The 17,629-nt window shown below is 52.7% G+C and carries 17 protein-coding genes; 16 read left to right on the top strand and 1 reads right to left on the bottom strand.

The features are described 5' to 3' along the window. Nucleotides 1–12 precede the first annotated feature (12 nt). The 15 genes from fabF to EPYR_RS10700 all read left to right on the top strand — a co-directional run bounded on the left by fabF (nt 13) and on the right by EPYR_RS10700 (nt 14,883). Nucleotides 13–1,254, top strand: a complete 1,242-nt coding sequence (gene fabF / locus EPYR_RS10770; RefSeq protein WP_014539067.1) for a beta-ketoacyl-ACP synthase II — start codon at nt 13–15, stop codon at nt 1,252–1,254. Between the two features lie 177 nt (nt 1,255–1,431). Beyond that, nucleotides 1,432–2,250 carry an aminodeoxychorismate lyase gene (gene pabC, locus EPYR_RS10765; RefSeq protein ID WP_012668436.1) on the top strand — a complete coding sequence of 273 codons (819 nt, stop codon included), beginning with the start codon at nt 1,432–1,434 and terminating at the stop codon, nt 2,248–2,250. Next, nucleotides 2,240–3,268: an endolytic transglycosylase MltG gene (gene mltG, locus EPYR_RS10760; RefSeq protein ID WP_014539065.1), complete on the top strand. Its 1,029-nt coding sequence runs from the start codon at nt 2,240–2,242 to the stop codon at nt 3,266–3,268. Before pabC ends, mltG begins: the two co-directional genes overlap by 11 nt. Then, complete coding sequence (gene tmk, locus EPYR_RS10755; RefSeq protein WP_012668434.1) at nt 3,258–3,890, top strand: dTMP kinase; 633 nt, start codon at nt 3,258–3,260, stop codon at nt 3,888–3,890. The genes mltG and tmk overlap by 11 nt, the downstream gene beginning before the upstream one ends. Continuing rightward, the gene (gene holB, locus EPYR_RS10750; RefSeq protein WP_012668433.1) at nt 3,887–4,891 is read left to right on the top strand and encodes a DNA polymerase III subunit delta'; all 1,005 of its coding nucleotides are present in this window, start codon (nt 3,887–3,889) and stop codon (nt 4,889–4,891) included. The genes tmk and holB overlap by 4 nt, the downstream gene beginning before the upstream one ends. A 5-nt stretch (nt 4,892–4,896) precedes the next feature. Beyond that, the gene (locus tag EPYR_RS10745; RefSeq protein WP_012668432.1) at nt 4,897–5,688 is read left to right on the top strand and encodes a metal-dependent hydrolase; all 792 of its coding nucleotides are present in this window, start codon (nt 4,897–4,899) and stop codon (nt 5,686–5,688) included. A 308-nt stretch (nt 5,689–5,996) separates the two neighbouring features. Next, nucleotides 5,997–7,430: a PTS glucose transporter subunit IIBC gene (gene ptsG / locus EPYR_RS10740; RefSeq protein WP_012668431.1), complete on the top strand. Its 1,434-nt coding sequence runs from the start codon at nt 5,997–5,999 to the stop codon at nt 7,428–7,430. A gap of 227 nt (nt 7,431–7,657) precedes the next feature. Next, entirely contained in the window at nt 7,658–8,008 is a 351-nt protein-coding gene (gene hinT, locus EPYR_RS10735) for a purine nucleoside phosphoramidase (RefSeq protein WP_012668430.1), read from the top strand. A 26-nt stretch (nt 8,009–8,034) separates the two neighbouring features. Then, nucleotides 8,035–8,403, top strand: a complete 369-nt coding sequence (locus EPYR_RS10730) for a YcfL family protein (protein ID WP_012668429.1) — start codon at nt 8,035–8,037, stop codon at nt 8,401–8,403. A gap of 11 nt (nt 8,404–8,414) precedes the next feature. After that, nucleotides 8,415–9,011, top strand: a complete 597-nt coding sequence (gene lpoB, locus EPYR_RS10725) for a penicillin-binding protein activator LpoB (protein ID WP_012668428.1) — start codon at nt 8,415–8,417, stop codon at nt 9,009–9,011. Further along, nucleotides 8,971–9,837, top strand: coding sequence for a thiamine kinase (gene thiK / locus EPYR_RS10720; protein WP_014539058.1), 867 nt, complete (start codon nt 8,971–8,973; stop codon nt 9,835–9,837). The genes lpoB and thiK overlap by 41 nt, the downstream gene beginning before the upstream one ends. Nucleotides 9,838–9,847: 10 nt before the next feature. Continuing rightward, nucleotides 9,848–10,879 (top strand): beta-N-acetylhexosaminidase, encoded by a 1,032-nt coding sequence (gene nagZ / locus EPYR_RS10715; RefSeq protein WP_012668426.1) that lies wholly within the window; start codon nt 9,848–9,850, stop codon nt 10,877–10,879. Between the two features lie 392 nt (nt 10,880–11,271). Then, nucleotides 11,272–12,360, top strand: coding sequence for a PrpF domain-containing protein (locus EPYR_RS10710; protein ID WP_012668425.1), 1,089 nt, complete (start codon nt 11,272–11,274; stop codon nt 12,358–12,360). A gap of 377 nt (nt 12,361–12,737) precedes the next feature. Then, nucleotides 12,738–14,042 carry an NAD(P)/FAD-dependent oxidoreductase gene (locus tag EPYR_RS10705; protein ID WP_041474119.1) on the top strand — a complete coding sequence of 435 codons (1,305 nt, stop codon included), beginning with the start codon at nt 12,738–12,740 and terminating at the stop codon, nt 14,040–14,042. A gap of 301 nt (nt 14,043–14,343) precedes the next feature. After that, nucleotides 14,344–14,883: a glycine zipper 2TM domain-containing protein gene (locus EPYR_RS10700; RefSeq protein ID WP_012668423.1), complete on the top strand. Its 540-nt coding sequence runs from the start codon at nt 14,344–14,346 to the stop codon at nt 14,881–14,883. Between the two features lie 226 nt (nt 14,884–15,109). On the opposite strand, the gene EPYR_RS10695 is transcribed toward EPYR_RS10700, so the two are convergent. Further along, nucleotides 15,110–16,210: a YopJ family acetyltransferase gene (locus tag EPYR_RS10695; protein WP_012668422.1), complete on the bottom strand. Its 1,101-nt coding sequence runs from the start codon at nt 16,208–16,210 to the stop codon at nt 15,110–15,112. A gap of 286 nt (nt 16,211–16,496) precedes the next feature. Here EPYR_RS10695 and EPYR_RS10690 point away from each other — a divergent pair, with 286 nt between their 5' ends. After that, on the top strand, nt 16,497–17,537 hold the full coding sequence (locus EPYR_RS10690; RefSeq protein ID WP_012666458.1) for an IS630 family transposase: 1,041 nt from the start codon (nt 16,497–16,499) through the stop codon (nt 17,535–17,537). Nucleotides 17,538–17,629: the final 92 nt, after the last annotated feature.

Below are 17,629 nucleotides of genomic sequence, written 5' to 3'. Positions count from 1 at the left end.
TGGAGGACGAACGTGTCTAAGCGTCGTGTAGTTGTGACTGGTCTTGGCATGTTGTCTCCTGTCGGCAATACCGTAGAGTCTACCTGGAATGCTCTTGTTGCCGGTCAGAGTGGCATCAGCCCGATCGACCATTTTGATACTAGTGCCTACGCAACGCGTTTTGCTGGCTTAGTAAAGGATTTTAATTGTGCTGACTTCATCCCGCGCAAAGATCTGAAAAAGATGGATGACTTCATTCAATATGGAATTGTCGCTGGCATTCAGGCCATGCAGGATTCCGGCCTGGAAATTACCGAAGAGAACGCTTGTCGTATTGGTGCCGCTATTGGTTCCGGTATCGGCGGTCTTGGCCTGATCGAAAAAAACCACACCTCTCTGATGAACGATGGTCCGCGCAAAATTAGCCCGTTCTTCGTTCCCTCAACCATCGTTAATATGATTGCCGGGCACCTGACCATCATGTTTGGTATGAAAGGTCCCAGTATTTCTATCTCCACCGCCTGTACCTCTGGTGTGCATAACATCGGCCATGCGGCACGCATTATCGCCTATAACGATGCTGACGTTATGCTGGCGGGCGGTGCCGAGAAAGGCAGTACGCCGCTTGGCGTTGGTGGTTTTGGCGCGGCTCGTGCACTCTCTATGCGCAACGACGATCCGCAGGCGGCAAGCCGTCCGTGGGATAAAGACCGTGACGGCTTTGTACTGGGTGACGGCGCTGGCGTTGTCGTGCTGGAAGAGTACGAGCATGCGAAAAAGCGCGGTGCGAAAATCTATGCCGAAGTGGTCGGTTTTGGTATGAGCAGCGATGCTTACCATATGACGTCTCCACCGGAAAACGGTGCCGGGGCAGCGCTGGCGGTTGTCAATGCTCTGAAAGACGCGCATCTCTCCGCTGAGAAAATTGGCTATATCAATGCCCACGGCACCTCAACGCCTGCCGGGGATAAAGCCGAAGTTCAGGCGGTGAAGTCCGTATTTGGCACCAGCGCACGCAGCGTCATGGTTAGTTCGACTAAATCCATGACCGGTCACCTGTTAGGGGCGGCGGGCGCGGTAGAGTCGATCTTCAGCATCCTCGCGCTGCGTGACCAGGTGGTTCCACCGACCATCAATCTGGATAACCCGGATGAAGGTTGTGACCTGGACTTCGTCCCGCATACCGCGCGTCAGACAAAGGGCATGGAGTACGTACTCTGTAACTCATTTGGTTTCGGCGGAACCAACGGCTCGTTGATCTTCCGTAAAATCTGAGTCGTTTCAGCCTGTTTACAAGGCCCGCGCTGCGGGCCTTTTTTTTAGTGCGAACCGGGATAAAAACCTACCCGACCGGCTATCCAGCAAGCAGACGTTTAATTTTGAACCGCAATCAGATGATTGTGGCGCGCTATGCGGGTAAGCTGACCTGGGAAATGATATCGGAGAGTAAGCATGATATGGGTGAACGGTGAAGCGCGGGACACTATCGAAGCCCGCGATCGTGCTGTCCAGTTTGGTGATGGCTGCTTCACCACTGCGCGCGTGCAGCAGGGTCGCGTCCAGCGGCTGGCGGCGCATCTGCAACGTTTACAACAGGGCTGTGAGCGGCTGAGGATTAGCGGAGTGGACTGGATGGCGCTGGAAGCGGAGATCATTCAGGCCACAGTCAGCTGCGATGATGGTGTGTTAAAAGCCATCCTCACCCGTGGCAGCGGTGGGCGTGGTTACAGCGCCCAGGGGTGCCAGAAGCCGGGACGTATCATCTCACTCTCTGCTTATCCTGCCCATTATCATCAGCTGCGCCAAAAGGGCGCCCGGCTGGTATTGAGTTCGGTTCGGCTGGGTAAAAACCCCCAGCTGGCCGGCATCAAACACCTTAACCGCCTTGAGCAAGTCTTGATCCGCACAGAGCTTGAACAGACCGGTGCCGATGAGGCGCTGGTGCTTGACAGTGACGCTATGCTGGTGGAATGCTGTGCGGCAAATTTATTCTGGCGCGTGGGGAAGCAGGTGTTTACCCCTGATTTAAGCAGCAGTGGAGTGAATGGGATCCAGCGCCAGCGGGTGATGAAGCGGGTAGTGCAACTCGGTTATACCCTGAGCGAGGTACGTGCCGGTATTGACGTGCTGGCAGCGGCAGAAGAGGTGCTGATCACCAATGCACTGATGCCGGTTCTGCCGGTTTATCAGGCAGAATGCTGGCATTACGCTTCGCGCCAGCTGTTTAACCTGCTCAACCCGATTGTGAACGACGTGGAAAATGATGACTAAAAGCAAAAAGTGCGTGCTGGCGCTGTTGGCGGCAGCACTGTTGATTATCGCTTATGGCTACTGGCAAACGCGGCAGTTCGCCGATGCTCCTTTGACAATTGATCGCGAGACTATTTTCACGCTACCCGCCGGTGCGGGCCGTGTGGCGCTGGAGGCCGGGCTGGAGTCCCAGCATATTATCAGCAGTACCCCGTGGTTCGGCATATTACTTAAGCTGCAGCCCGAGCTGGCCAGGTTCAAAGCCGGAACCTACCGTTTTACGCCAAAAATGCGCGTGCGTGAGATGCTGCAGCTGCTGGCCAGCGGCAAAGAAGCCCAGTTTCCGCTGCGCTTTGTGGAAGGGTCCCGCATGCAGGAGTGGCTAAGCCAGCTACGCAGCGCACCTTACCTGAAGCACACGCTGGCGGATGACAAACTGGCGACCGTGGCTGCCGCCCTGAAACTCAGCGGCGAACAGCAGGGGGTGGAAGGCTGGTTCTACCCTGATACCTATCTTTACACGGCTAACACCACCGAGGTGGCGCTGCTGAAACGCGCTCTTGAGCGTATGAAAAAGCAGGTTGATGATGAATGGCAGGGGAAGGTGGCTAATCTGCCGTACAACAGCAAAAATGATATGCTGACAATGGCATCGATTATTGAGAAAGAGACGGCGATAAGCGCCGAACGTGGCAAAGTAGCCTCGGTCTTTATCAATCGCTTACGGCTGGGGATGCGCCTGCAAACCGATCCAACGGTGATCTATGGCATGGGCGACAGCTACCAGGGCATTCTGACGCGCAAAAATTTGGAAACACCATCAGCCTTCAATACCTATGTGATCAGCGGCCTGCCGCCAGCGCCGATTGCGATGCCGGGCAAAGCTTCTCTGCAGGCGGCTGCGCATCCGGAGCAGACTGACTTCCTCTATTTTGTTGCCGACGGTAAAGGTGGTCATACTTTTACCACCAATCTGGCCAGCCACAATAAAGCCGTACAGGTTTATCGCCTGGCGCAGAAGGAAAAGCATGAACAGTAAATTTATCGTTATTGAAGGCCTGGAAGGGGCAGGGAAAACCACAGCGCGTGATGCGGTTGTCAGCGAACTACAGCGCCACGGTATTAACGATATTGTCTTTACCCGCGAGCCGGGCGGGACGCCGCTAGCCGAGAAGCTGCGGGATTTGATCAAGCAGGGGATTGAAGGTGAACGTGTCACCAACAGCGCGGAGCTGTTGATGCTGTATGCCGCACGCGTCCAGCTGGTGGAAAACGTGATTAAACCGGCGCTGGCGCGTGGGGCGTGGGTAGTCGGAGATCGTCACGATCTCTCTTCTCAGGCTTATCAGGGCGGTGGCCGTGGTATGAACAGCGATCTGATGAACTGCCTGAAACAGGCGGTACTGGGCGATTTTTCCCCGGACCTGACGCTGTACCTTGATGTTACCCCGCAAATCGGTTTGCAGCGCGCGCGCGCGCGCGGAGAACTGGACCGCATTGAGCAGGAGTCGCTCAACTTCTTCACCCGCACACGCGAGCGTTATCTCGCCCTGGCGTCGGCCGATAGTCGTATCAAAACCATCGATGCCACTCGGCCGCTGGAGCAGGTGACGGCCGCGCTGCAACAGACGCTGAACCAGTGGTTACAGGAACAGCAATGAACTGGTATCCGTGGCTCAACCACAGTTATAAGCAAATCATCGCGCAGCATGTTGCGCAGCGCGGCCATCATGCACTGCTGATCCAGGCGCTGCCCGGCATGGGGGACGATGCGCTTATCTGGGGTATCGGACGCTGGCTGATGTGCCGGCAACCTGAGGGGCTTAAAAGCTGCGGAAAGTGTCATGCCTGTGCGCTGATGCTGGCCGGTAATCATCCTGACTGGTATCAGCTGGAGGCCGAAAAGGGTAAAAACGCCCTGGGTATCGATGCGGTGCGCGGCGTAACGGATAAGCTTTACCATTATGCACAGCAGGGCGGTGCAAAGGTGGTCTGGCTACCGGATGCACAGCAGCTAACCGAAGCGGCCGCCAATGCGCTGTTGAAAACCCTGGAAGAGCCGCCAAAAAACACCTGGTTTTTACTGAGCAGTCGTGAACCCTCGCGCCTGCTGCCCACGCTGCGCAGCCGCTGCCTGTTGTGGCATCTGGCTCCGCCGGATGAGGGGCAAAGCCTGCAATGGCTGCAGAAACACTGTGCTGCCGGCCTTAATGAGCGTAGCGCCGCACTGCGGCTGTCTGCCGGGGCGCCCGCAGCCGCTCTGGCATTTCTGGACGAAAAAACCTGGCAGCAGCGCCTGCAGCTGTGTCAGGCGCTCCCTGCTGCACTGTCCGACGATCTACTGAGTTTACTGCCTGTGTTACATCATGATGACGTGGCACGGCGTATCGCCTGGCTATGTTCCCTGCTGGTGGATGCGGTGAAATGGCAGCAGGGCGGCGGTCAATTTATCAGCAATATTGACCAACAGGCAGTGGTTATCCATCTCGCCAGCCTGTTACCGTCCAGCGTGCTTGATGCCAGCCTGCGCCAGTGGATGGTCTGCCGCGATCGGTTGTTGACGGTGGTGGCGGTCAACCGTGAGCTGCTGCTGACGCAACAGTTGTTAAGCTGGGAAAGCATCATTAAGCCGGTATTTTCCGATTCAGCGTTTAAAGAGTAAATATGATGTTTTTAGTTGATTCCCACTGCCATCTTGATGGTTTGAATTATGAAACCCTGCATCAGGATGTGTCTGACGTGCTGGCGAAAGCGGCGGCGCGTGATGTGAAATTTATGCTGGCGGTTGCCACAACCCTGCCGGGCTATAAGGCGATGGTCGAACTGATTGGTGAACGGCCGAACGTAGCTTACTCCTGCGGGGTGCATCCGCTCAATCAGGAAGAGGAGTACGACTTTTCGGAGCTGCGCCTGCTGGCCGCTGACCCACGCGTGGTGGCGATGGGAGAAACCGGACTTGACTACTTCTATCAAAAAGAGACTAAGGCGCGCCAGCAGGCCTCATTCCGCGAGCATATCCGCATCGGGCGCGATCTGAATAAACCGGTGATTGTGCATACGCGGGATGCGCGTGAGGACACGCTGGCGATCCTGAGAGAAGAACAGGCAGAGGGCTGTGGGGGCGTGCTGCACTGCTTTACCGAAGATCGCCAGACGGCAGAGAAGCTGCTTGATATGGGCTTTTATATCTCGTTTTCCGGCATTGCGACTTTCCGCAATGCTGAACAAATCCGTGATGCTGCGCGCTATGTGCCGCTCGATCGTATGCTGGTGGAAACCGACTCGCCGTACCTGGCGCCTGTACCCCATCGGGGCAAGGAGAACCAGCCAGCCTATACGCGTGATGTCGCGGAATATATGGCGGTGGTAAAGGGAGTCACCATTGAACAGATGGCACAGGCGACGACGGAAAACTTTTCGCGTCTCTTTCATGTGCCGATGTCGCGCCTGACGGACTGACCAGCCGACCGTCATTTTTATTTCTCGAATTTACCAAAAAAAAGTCGTAAAGTGCGGCGCTGAAAAGTAGCGCTGCGCTTTTTATGGCGTAAAAAAGGCGCATTTATCACGATTTAATAACAGTTAACTGGCGCACTTTCGGCAAAACGTGATAGTCATCAAACAAATTTTTTCAGATTTATTTTATACTTAGTAATAAATATCGAGAGCGCCAAGCGCTCCATATGCAAAGGATCCTCCCCCTTTGCCACGCGCAGTGATTCATCATCGCGCGTAAAAAAAGCACTCATACTCAGGAGCTTCACACTATGTTCAAAAATGCATTTGCAAACCTGCAAAAGGTCGGTAAATCGCTAATGTTACCCGTATCGGTACTGCCGATTGCGGGTATTCTGCTGGGCGTTGGTTCTGCCAACTTTAGCTGGTTGCCTGCCGTCGTTTCGCAAGTGATGGCGGAAGCCGGCGGCTCGGTATTTGCCAATATGCCACTGATTTTTGCAATCGGTGTGGCGCTGGGCTTCACCAATAATGATGGTGTTTCGGCACTGGCAGCGGTCGTGGCATACGGCATTATGGTGAAAACTATGGCGGTTGTGGCACCACTGGTATTGCATCTGTCTGCCGAAGAGATTGCGGCTCAGCATCTGGCGGATACCGGAGTACTGGGAGGTATTATTGCCGGCTCTATTGCCGCCTATATGTTTAACCGTTTCTATCGCATCAAGCTGCCCGAGTATCTGGGCTTCTTCGCCGGTAAACGCTTCGTACCGATTATCTCCGGTCTGGCGGCGATTTTCCTCGGCGTTGTGCTCTCCTTTATCTGGCCTCCGGTGGGTACGGCGATCCAAACGTTCTCACAGTGGGCGGCATATCAGAACCCGGTGGTTGCGTTCGGCATCTACGGTGTAGTCGAACGTTCACTGGTACCATTTGGCCTGCATCATATCTGGAATGTGCCTTTCCAGATGCAGATTGGTGAGTATACCAACGCAGCGGGGCAGGTATTCCACGGCGATATCCCCCGCTATATGGCAGGTGACCCTACCGCCGGTAAATTGTCGGGTGGCTTCCTGTTTAAAATGTACGGTCTGCCGGCGGCAGCAATTGCTATCTGGCATTCAGCTAAACCTGAAAACCGTGCCAAAGTGGGCGGTATCATGATCTCCGCCGCGCTGACCTCCTTCCTGACCGGCATTACCGAACCGATTGAATTCTCGTTCATGTTCGTGGCACCGATCCTGTACGCCATCCACGCCATCCTGGCAGGCCTGGCATTCCCAATCTGTATTCTGCTGGGCATGCGTGACGGAACCAGCTTCTCACATGGTCTGATCGACTTTGTGGTGCTGAGCGGTAACAGCAGCAAGATCTGGCTGTTCCCGATTGTGGGTGTGATCTACGGTCTGGTTTACTATACGATTTTCCGCGTGCTGATCGCTAAACTGGATCTGAAAACTCCTGGTCGTGAAGATACCACCAGTGAACAGACGACAGGTTCAGCCAGTGAAATGGCTGCCAGCCTGGTTGCAGCATTTGGCGGCAAGGACAACATCACTAACCTGGATGCCTGCATCACCCGTCTGCGCGTCAGCGTGGCAGACGTGGCAAAAGTAGACCAGGCAGGTCTGAAGCAGCTTGGCGCTGCCGGGGTGGTGGTGGCTGGTTCCGGCGTTCAGGCCATCTTCGGTACTAAATCCGATAACCTGAAAACCGATATGGACGACTACATCCGCAGCCATTAAACCGCTGCGCAAGGTTTTCACAGGGGAGCTGAAGCTCCCCTTTTTTTTGCTGCTGCGGATGTCAGGCAGTAGCGGGCCGCACCAGAACTGCGAGCGAGCTACCGAAATTGGGTGAAATCCTCGGCAAGGTGGCGTTTTCGATAAAAGAAAAATCACTCACAGGTTGAAACAACACGAATTTCTCGCTCATACTGCGTGGACTCACTCACAGCTGAAGGATAGCAGGCATGGCTGAAGAAACTATTTTTAGCAAAATCATCCGTCGCGAAGTTCCGGCCGACATCGTTTATCAGGATGAGCTGGTTACCGCGTTCCGCGATATCGCCCCTCAGGCTCCGACACATATTCTCATCGTCCCCAATCTTTTAATCCCGACGTCAAACGATGTGGTTGCAGGTCATGAAGCCGCGCTGGGAAGGATGATCACCGTGGCGGCAAAAATTGCCAGGGATCAAGGTATTGCTGAAGATGGTTACCGCCTGATCATGAATTGTAATCAGCACGGCGGGCAGGAGGTTTACCACATCCACCTGCACCTCGTCGGTGGCCGTCCATTAGGCCCTATGCTGGCATCCTGAACGTTCACCAAAACGGATATCATTCTATGCGGGCAAGTATCATTGCCATTACGCTGCTGACGGCCTTAAGCGGATGCAGCCGCGAGCGCACCAGCATCAATACCTCACAGCCCCTGGTCATGGAGTCAGCGGTGCTGTCGGCCGGGATCACCGCTGCTGCACCGGGGATTGAAGAGACGCAAGGGCAGCAACGTGCGTCAACGGTGTTGTTTAACCAGCAGGAAAAACCGGTTCAGGTCAGTTACCGCTTCTACTGGTATGATGATAAGGGATTGGAAATTCTGCCTTTTGAGCGGCCGCATACGGTTGCGGTGCCCGCACAGGGTAAAGCCGAAATCTCATCTCAAACCGGTAATCTCACGGCGAGCAAAGTTCGTCTCTACCTGTATTTGTAAGGAGTTATCAAATGAGCTGGATCAGGATAAAGCGTTCAGGCGTGCTGATATTAGCACTGGTTCTGAGCGGCTGTATCAATCAGCAGCAACAGCCTCAGTCACCCGCCCCGGTTGAACCCGTACCGCCGCCGGTTAGTGTCCCGCTGCCACCGAAAGCGGAGCCGGGTCAGAATGTGCCGCAGCCGCCGAAAATGCAGCCCCTGAACTGGTCAGCAACGGTATCGCCACTGGTGGGGCAGATGCTGAAAGCAGACGGCATTAATGCGGGTAATGTGCTACTGGTAGACAACGTTAAAAACAGCACCAACGGCAGTTTGCAAAGCGCCAAAGCGACCGACGCCCTGCAAAACTCGCTGTTAAATAACGGCCAGTTTACGCTGGTTACCCCTCAGCAGCTGGCGGCTGCCAGGCAAACTCTGGGTCTGTCGGCAGACGACAGCCTGGTTTCACGCAGTAAAGCCATCGGCCTGGCGCGCTACGTCGGAGCGCAGTATGTGCTGTACAGCAATGCCGAAGGCGATATTAAGTCGCCATCTCTGCAAATGCAGCTGATGCTGGTGCAGACCGGTGAAATCATCTGGTCGGGTAGCGGTGCCGTTGTACACTGATCCCGCCCTGCAACGTTTGCTGGCGCAACATTTTCCGGCGGCATTTGATGCCGCTTCTTTTCTGCCGCTTGACGGGCTGAGCGGCTTCAGCGTGAAAGTGTCACTCCCCGGCAGCGCCCTGGTGGCACGCAGGGTGGCGCGTGGCGTGATGATGCCCGGCGTTGACCGCCAGCGTGAATACCGGCTGTTGCGCAAGCTGGCCGGCAGCGATGGCGCGCCGCGCGTCTATGGACGCAACCGCCACTGGCTGTTACTGGGCTGGCAGCCGGGGGAGCCGCTGACGCCGCCGCAGCTGGACGCCCGGATAGAGGATGCGATTGACGAAGTGGTTAAACTGCACCGCATGCCGCTAACGGGCTATCGGTTGCAGCTGCTGCCGCTGCTGCTGAGTTACTGGCAGCGTAGTGATGTGCGGCGACGAAATTTACACTGGCTGCGCGCATTACAGCGCTGCCAGCGTCTGCGGGAACCACGGCCGTTACGACTCGGCGTGCTGCACATGGATATTCACGGCGCTAATTTGCTGGCTGACGGTGACCGGCTCAGGCTGATTGACTGGGAATACGCCGGGGATGGGGATGTCGCGCTGGAACTGGCGGCGATGATTAGCGCAAACGCGTTTGATCATGTACAGCAGCAGCGATTAATCATCCATTACGCCCGCTTGCAGCATATCAATGAACAGCGACTGGGGCAGCAGGTGGCGCGCTGGCGACCGTGGCTGGAACTGCTGGCAACCAGCTGGTACGAACTGCGCTGGCAGCAAAGCGGTGAACAACATTTTCATACGCTGGCGGCGGTGGGCTGGCGGCGGATAACAGGCTAAGAGGTGAATGATGGGTCCGGTAATGTTAGACGTGCTCGGTTGCGAGCTGAATGCGGAAGAACGTGAAATCTTACAGCATCCGCTGACGGGGGGACTGATCCTGTTCAGCCGCAACTATCACGATCCGGCGCAGCTGCGGGAGCTGGTGCGCCAGATCCGCAGTGCATCGCGTCATCGTCTGGTGGTGGCGGTGGATCAGGAAGGCGGGCGCGTACAGCGCTTCCGTGAAGGATTTACCCGGCTGCCCGCCATGCAGGCGTTTGCGGCGCTTAACCCATCGACTGAGGCCGAAAAGCTGGCGCAGCAGGCTGGCTGGCTGATGGCGTCAGAGATGATCGCCATGGATATTGATATCAGCTTTGCTCCGGTACTGGACATTGGCCACGGCAGCGCGGCTATCGGCGAGCGCTCATTCCATGAAGATCCGGCCATCGCCTTACGGCTGGCTCGCTGTTTTATTCGCGGGATGCACGAAGCAGGCATGAAAACCACCGGCAAGCATTTTCCCGGGCATGGTGCCGTCAGTGCAGATTCACATAAAGAGACTCCGCGCGACACGCGCAGCGAAGCGGAAATCCGCCAGCATGATATGCCGATCTTTCAGCAGCTGATAGCGGAACAGGCGCTGGATGCCATTATGCCCGCCCACGTTATCTATACGCAGGTGGACCCGCGTCCTGCCAGCGGCTCCCCGCACTGGTTAAAAACCGTGTTGCGTCAGGAGCTGGGCTATGACGGCGTGATTTTCTCCGACGATCTGTCAATGGAGGGCGCAGCGATTATGGGCAGCTACCCCGAGCGCGCCCGGGCCGCGCTGGACGCCGGATGCGATATGATCCTGGTGTGTAATAACCGGGCTGGCGCGGTCAGCGTGTTGGATAATCTGCCGGTGATGGTGTCTGAAAGGGTTGCCCGGCTGTACCACCGGGGGAACCTTACCCGGCAACAGCTTATCGACTCACCGCGCTGGAAGGAAACCAGCGCCGCGTTGGCCCGGCTACAGGATCGCTGGCTAACCCATAAAGCGGGTGAAGGCAGCTAACTTCTGGGTGCACGCGTACCTCAGCCAGTAGAACGGATTGGCAAAATGCGGCCGCATTTTATGTCGGCCCGCTGGTCTATCCCGCCCGGTGACCGGCAGGCGGCCGAGAGTAAATGCGGCTGCCTGCTTTCACCCGCATTGGTTCTCCTTAATGAGCAGGTGGAACTAAACCGCTGGTCACGACACTTAATAGTGCAGGATTCATGTGACATTTGTAACAAACATGGATACCTGCAACCTCCCTGTCGCTAAAATCATAAAACCCGATCACGTAGTCATGAGATAAAAACTTACCAAACTGCGTTTTATTACACCCTTACACATCAACTTGTGAAAAAGAGTGTCGCTCCCGGGTTTCTGACGCACAGGAAATGCTAATAAGAACAGTCAACATGGAAAAGATGAAAAAAATACCTTTATATTACGTCCGTGGCGGAACCTCGTCGGGTGTTGTTATTCTTAAAGAAAATCTGCCAGAAGAAAAAGAAGAGATTAATAAAGTCATGAGATGCATCCTTGGGACGCCGAGGAAGGAAAGCCAAAAGCCCGATCCGTATCAAACAGAAGGAATTGGTAAAGGTAAAAGCACCAGCAATAAAGCCTTCATTATCGATATTGATAAACATAATAAGGTGGTGACCAGCACCTTCTTACAACTGGAATCAACCAGCCCGACAGTATCCTGGAGAGTGAACTGCGGTAATATGATGTCGTCGATCCCGCTGGTACTTGAAGATATGGGGGTTGTCGATCAGCTAGTGGTTAACGGAGCCATACACATCCGTAACACAAATACGCGGAAAGATATTTATTGTAAAATTTACCGCCGGAACGGGGGGCTGGATACCTGCCTGCTGCCAGGAATCGAAAACGAATACCCTAAAATTGACATGTCATTCAAAGATCCGGCCGGGGCGGTGACGGGGAGCTTATTCCCTACCGGGAACAAAATTGACATGATAGATGACGTGGCAGTGACATGTATTGATGCGGTGATGCCGATGGTGATTATAGATGCCGCTTCACTGGGTATTAACGGGGATGAAGAAAGACAGAAACTGGTTGCTATGGATCTTCTCCTTGAAAGGGTCAACTCAATCAGGATTAAGGCCGGAATAATGATGCGGCTAAAGAACAGCGACGGTTTCCTGATGACAGAGTGCGAAATTAAAAACTCAATAACTTTGCCTAAAGTCGCCATAATAAGTCAAGGAAATGAGCAGTGTGATATATCGATGATCTATTTAACGCCGAAGGAGATCCATCATTCCATCGCTGTTTCCGGCGGTTGTTGTCTGGCATGTGCCTGTGGCATTGAAGGCACGCTGGCAGCGAAACAATTCAACGCTGAAAGCGAAATCAGGATAAAACACTTTGCAGGAATCTCTGTTTTTGGTTTTTCTGGCAGTGGTGAAGAGCTTGAAGTTTATACTCAAAGGAACGCGCAAATATATATGAAGGGCGATTTCTTTATTTACTGATATTTGTAGCACTTATCCTGCAGCACCTGCCCTGCAACCGTCCGGGCTGGCCATGTTAGCCGACGTTTTGCGCGGCACGGGGCAGGTGCGCCGGGGATCAATACTGATAAGGGCAACAGGCGCATCCCGGCCTGGAAAGAGGGTTGCCCAGGCGGCAATCAGAACAAAGGGGACTACCACAGGTTTAACAAGGGCTTAGCAATATGAAATTCCCCGATTAAACGGATAAAATTGACCAGGATCAATTTTCATAGAACAGATGAATTCCCCCGTGCTATTCTGACGCCAGATTGCGAATTAGAATCGCCAACCCTATGTTAATTAAGGTTATTCTATTAACCTTTCATTAACGATTGGTTTACTTTTATGAGGGTCGTTTGACAACACCTATGAAAAAAATTGTTATCGTCGGCGGGGGTGCCGGAGGCCTGGAACTGGCTACTCAGCTTGGTCACAAGTTAGGGCGTAAAAACAAAGCTCAGATCACGCTGGTGGATCGTAACCATAGCCATCTGTGGAAACCGTTACTGCATGAGGTAGCCACCGGCTCACTGGATGAAGGCATTGATGGTCTGAGCTATCTGGCACATGCCCACAAGCATGGGTTCAGTTTCCAGATCGGCACGCTGACCGATCTGGATCGCGAGAATAACCGACTGCAGCTGGCGGAAATCCTTGATGAGCAGGGCGACGTTCTGGTTCCTCAACGCGAACTGGAATATGACACCCTGGTGATGGCGCTGGGCAGTACGTCTAACGACTTCGGTACGCCGGGGGTGAAGGACAACTGTATCTTCCTTGATAACCCGCATCAGGCGCGTCGATTCCACAATGAAATGCTCAACCTGTTCCTGAAATTCTCCGCCAGTGAAGGTCAGCAGGAAAAGGTCAATATTGCCATTGTGGGCGGGGGAGCAACCGGAGTTGAACTGTCTGCCGAACTGCATAATGCGGTTAAGCAGCTACACAGCTACGGCTACAAAGGGCTGGACAACCAGGCGCTGAACGTGACGCTGGTCGAAGCCGGTGAGCGTATTCTTCCCGCATTACCGCCGCGTATTTCCAGTGCGGCGCACAGCGAACTGAGAAAAATTGGCGTGCGCGTGCTGACGCGGACGATGGTGACCAGCGCAGAAAAAAATGGCCTGCATACCAAGTCTGGTGAATTTATTGATGCTGACCTGATGGTGTGGGCGGCCGGTATCAAGGCACCCGACTTTATGAAAGACCTCGGCGGCCTGGAAACCAACCGCATCAATCAGCTGGTGGTGGAACCGACATTGCAGACTACCCGCGATGCCAATATTTATGCTATTGGTGATTGCGCTTCCTGTCCGCTGCCTTCTGGCGGTTTTGTTCCACCGCGTGCGCAGTCTGCTCATCAGATGGCGTCCCGCGTGCTGGCTAACATTATGGCCAATATCAATGGCCAATCGCAAAGTCAGTACGTTTATAAAGATCACGGCTCGCTGGTCTCGCTCTCACGCTTTAGCACCGTGGGAAGCCTGATGGGCAACCTGATGCGCGGTTCAATGATGGTGGAAGGGCGCATTGCACGCCTGGTTTATATCTCACTGTATCGTATGCACCAGGTTGCCCTGCATGGCTATTTCAAAACCGGGCTAATGATGCTGGTCGGCAGTATTAATCGGGTGATCCGCCCGCGTCTTAAACTGCATTAATCTTTTATTGCCCTTTATGGCGATTAAATGACCCTTAAACGGCTTATCAGCGTAATTTTCTCATGACGTGATAAGCCGTTCTTATGTTTTACCCTCTCCTTCCTCCCGATAAGAACACTCTTAAAAGCTTTTACTTATGGCCGGGGAGCGGTTTTCTTCCAAAATTCTGATAGTCACAACCTCTTACACAGCGCAAAATTCGCTTAATTACCACGGCGCTTCGCGCACGCCGAGTATGCCGTAGCAGGCATCGGATGGCATCAGGCGAGAATGCGCGGTCACTTTGTCAGGAGGTTTACCTGTGAACAAATCCATGTTAGCGGGTGTCGGCATCGGCGTAGCGGCAGCATTGGGCGTCGCGGCCGTTGCCAGTATGAATGTATTCCATAGCACGCCACAGTATGCGCAGGTGATTTCGGCTACTGAGATCAAACAGACGCTGAAGAATCCACGTCAGGAGTGCCATAACGTCACGCTGACTCATCGTCGCCAGGTGCAGGATGAAAATCGTATCGCCGGCTCGGTTCTGGGGGCGGTGGCAGGTGGCGTACTGGGGCACCAGTTTGGTGGGGGGCGCGGTCGTGATGTCGCCACGGTAGCAGGTGCTCTGGCCGGGGGTTACGGCGGCAATCAGGCGCAGGAGGCATTGCAACAGCGGGATACCTACACCACTACCCAACAGCGTTGTAAAACCGTGTATGACAAACAGGAAAAGATACAGGGATACGACGTGACCTATAAGATCGGTGACCAGCAGGGTAAAATCCGTATGGATAACGACCCCGGTACGCGAATACCGCTGGACAGCAACGGTCAGCTGATGCTGGGCGATAAAGCCTGAACGCATAATCAGGTCGGAAAATAACATGTCGACAAGGTCAACGCTGTGGAACTTGTCTGGTGCGCTAAGATTGTTAATTTCAGGTTTTTTAAATTTCATATAGAAAGGGGCATGTGGCGATCATGTCCCCTTTTACACCAGCTGCGGGATCGGTGTTACCACTGTAGGGTGACATCTGAAAATGAGTGTCTTGAATAAATTCAGAAACAAAGATCCAGTCATGCCATTATTTATTTTCGCAAATTTCTTTGTTCAACTGTTCCATGATATTTTCATGTAATTTTTTACGAAAAAAGTCAATGGAGTTGCTGAATGTAATAGTTTCTTTTTTACCTGTTATTTTTTCTACTCTATATTTTTCATGTGTCTCTAAAAGAGAACCTGCTGGACTAACAATTCCCTCCCTTATTTCCTTTGAGAGTTTGTTAATTCTTTTGGAGGAATGGGCATGTTGATAATAATATGAGCCTAAAAGTTTTTCAGAACTCTGTAAGTTTAACAAGTGTCGTACATTCCTCTTCTTCGATTTAGCACCATTAATGTTGAGTTGATGTTGAGAAATTATATTCGGATCTATAGCCGTTTGCTCTGCAAATGCCAGGCTAAAATACTTACATCCCGTATAATTTCTTTGAAGATCAGTTTGAAGATTAAGCATTGACAATTTACCTTCTTTGATATCCCAATTGCCAAATATTTCGCTGGCTAGTGCAGTATCCGGGGCATCATCACCCTCAACTTTTCTGCAATCAATCGTAATTATTGAAATATTATCTTCTTTGTCTTTGAAAGCATCTACGCAAATGGCATGGCCTTCATTATAATAGACAAATTGTTGCTGACCACTTGGTCCCTCAACGATGTGTTTTGCAACATCCCGTGCATCTGTAAAGTAATGTATTACATTTGGTATGATTTTGTTATTAGAAACAACAATCAATGGGAATACTAATTCTTGCAGATCTTTTATTCTGTCAATGGTTGAGTTTTTCGGCAACTCTGGATGATTGAAAAATGCATGTTTACATGATTCAATATATTCAATAATATTTTCCTTTTCATTCTCTAATCGACAAGATATGTCACCCTGCGGACGTTGGCTGTAAATGGCATTTAGCGCTTCATTATTTTCTTGGACGCCTTTGTGTCTTTGAAAGTTGGTGCCATCTATTTTTCTTTTTAGGGAGGTATCAGGTGAAGCACTTACGCGAGCAACTTTGTGCCGGAATATTGAGAAGACTAAACTTCTGGTTAAACTTTTTTCTGTGCTCAATTTAGTCTTACAAGTATAAGCGTGGTGGTTTTTAGTAATATCATATAAATGCATTAGAGGCCCCTAGTCATCTATCTGTAGCAGTATTTTAATATCGTGTGATATTGTAAGCTGCATATTTATAAATGGGAAGTTATATATTTCTTAATTGCATTAATAGAGAATGCGATTATATAAATGTAGTATCAAAAAGGTCATCGAGAAATCAGCACAGTATATTTTGCCATCCGGACNGCCTAAATAGCTGCGCGGAATAGTAGATCACTTTGAGGGAACTCAGCCCGGATTGTGCGATCTGATCAATCGCCAAATCAAAACAAATCACCAACCGGACTGAGCAATGCCGATCATAGCACCCATTTCCCGTGAAGAACGACGCCTGATGCGAAAAGCTATCCATAAAACGCGCGATAAAAATCATGCCCGCAGGCTGACGGCCATACTGATGTTGCACCGGGGAAACCGTGTCAGCCACGTCGCCAGAACGCTCTGTTGCGCCCGTTCATCCGTCGGGCGCTGGATTAACTGGTTTACGTTGTCCGGTGTTGAAGGTCTGAAATCGTTGCCCGCAGGGCGCTCCCGCCGATGGCCATTTGAGCATATCTGCACTCTGTTACGTGAACTGATAAAGCACTCTCCCGGCGATTTTGGTTATCAGCGTTCACGCTGGAGTACGGAATTGTTGGCTATAAAAATTAAAGACATAACCGGCTGCCGGTTGCATGCAGGAACCGTCCGTCGCTGGTTGCCCGCTGCCGGGCTGGTGTGGCGCAGAGCTGCGCCAACCCTGCGGATCCGTGACCCGCACAAAGATGAAAAGATGGCGGTGATCCGCCAGGCGTTGGACAAATGCAGCGCAGAGCATCCGGTATTTTATGAAGATGAAGTGGATATCCACCTCAATCCAAAAATCGGTGCTGACTGGCAACTGCGCGGGCAGCAAAGACGCGTGGTAACACCGGGTCAAAATGAAAAATATTACCTGGCGGGTGCGCTGCACAGCGGAACGGGCAAAGTCAGTTACGTTGGCGGTAACAGCAAAAGTTCGGTGCTGTTTATCAGCCTGCTTAAGCACCTGAAAGCGAGTTACCGCCGGGCAAAAACGATCACGCTGATTGTCGATAACTATATCATCCACAAAAGCCGTGAAACGCTGAGCTGGCTGAAACAGAATCCAAAGTTCAGGGTGATTTACCAGCCGGTTTACTCGCCGTGGGTCAATCATGTTGAGCGCCTGTGGCAGGCGCTGCACGATACCATTACACGCAATCATCAGTGCCGGTCAATGTGGCAACTGTTGAAAAAAGTACGCCACTTTATGAAAACGGTCAGCCCGTTCCCGGGCGGTAAACACGGACTGGCAAAAGTGGAGCGCTATTAGACGCAGCTATTTAGTCTGTGACTTTACGAGAGAACAGGTCTACGACCATACCTGTATTTTACGTACCGGCGTAAAGCTGGAACTGACAGCAC

It is taken from the genome of Erwinia pyrifoliae DSM 12163 (assembly GCF_000026985.1).
Taxonomy (GTDB): Bacteria; Pseudomonadota; Gammaproteobacteria; order Enterobacterales; family Enterobacteriaceae; genus Erwinia; species Erwinia pyrifoliae.
The sequence above is the reverse complement of the archived record's forward strand: the minus strand, read 5'-3'. Positions and strand labels throughout refer to the sequence as shown.

Coding starts and splice junctions, on each gene's coding strand:
- EPYR_RS10710 (WP_012668425.1), top strand. CDS start 11,272: ATGGAAAAGATGAAAAAAATACCTTTATATTACGTCCGTGGCGGAACC.
- holB (WP_012668433.1), top strand. CDS start 3,887: ATGAACTGGTATCCGTGGCTCAACCACAGTTATAAGCAAATCATCGCG.
- mltG (WP_014539065.1), top strand. CDS start 2,240: ATGATGACTAAAAGCAAAAAGTGCGTGCTGGCGCTGTTGGCGGCAGCA.
- nagZ (WP_012668426.1), top strand. CDS start 9,848: ATGGGTCCGGTAATGTTAGACGTGCTCGGTTGCGAGCTGAATGCGGAA.
- EPYR_RS10745 (WP_012668432.1), top strand. CDS start 4,897: ATGTTTTTAGTTGATTCCCACTGCCATCTTGATGGTTTGAATTATGAA.
- EPYR_RS10730 (WP_012668429.1), top strand. CDS start 8,035: ATGCGGGCAAGTATCATTGCCATTACGCTGCTGACGGCCTTAAGCGGA.
- lpoB (WP_012668428.1), top strand. CDS start 8,415: ATGAGCTGGATCAGGATAAAGCGTTCAGGCGTGCTGATATTAGCACTG.
- tmk (WP_012668434.1), top strand. CDS start 3,258: ATGAACAGTAAATTTATCGTTATTGAAGGCCTGGAAGGGGCAGGGAAA.
- pabC (WP_012668436.1), top strand. CDS start 1,432: ATGATATGGGTGAACGGTGAAGCGCGGGACACTATCGAAGCCCGCGAT.
- EPYR_RS10690 (WP_012666458.1), top strand. CDS start 16,497: ATGCCGATCATAGCACCCATTTCCCGTGAAGAACGACGCCTGATGCGA.
- hinT (WP_012668430.1), top strand. CDS start 7,658: ATGGCTGAAGAAACTATTTTTAGCAAAATCATCCGTCGCGAAGTTCCG.
- EPYR_RS10695 (WP_012668422.1), bottom strand. CDS start 16,210: ATGCATTTATATGATATTACTAAAAACCACCACGCTTATACTTGTAAG.
- ptsG (WP_012668431.1), top strand. CDS start 5,997: ATGTTCAAAAATGCATTTGCAAACCTGCAAAAGGTCGGTAAATCGCTA.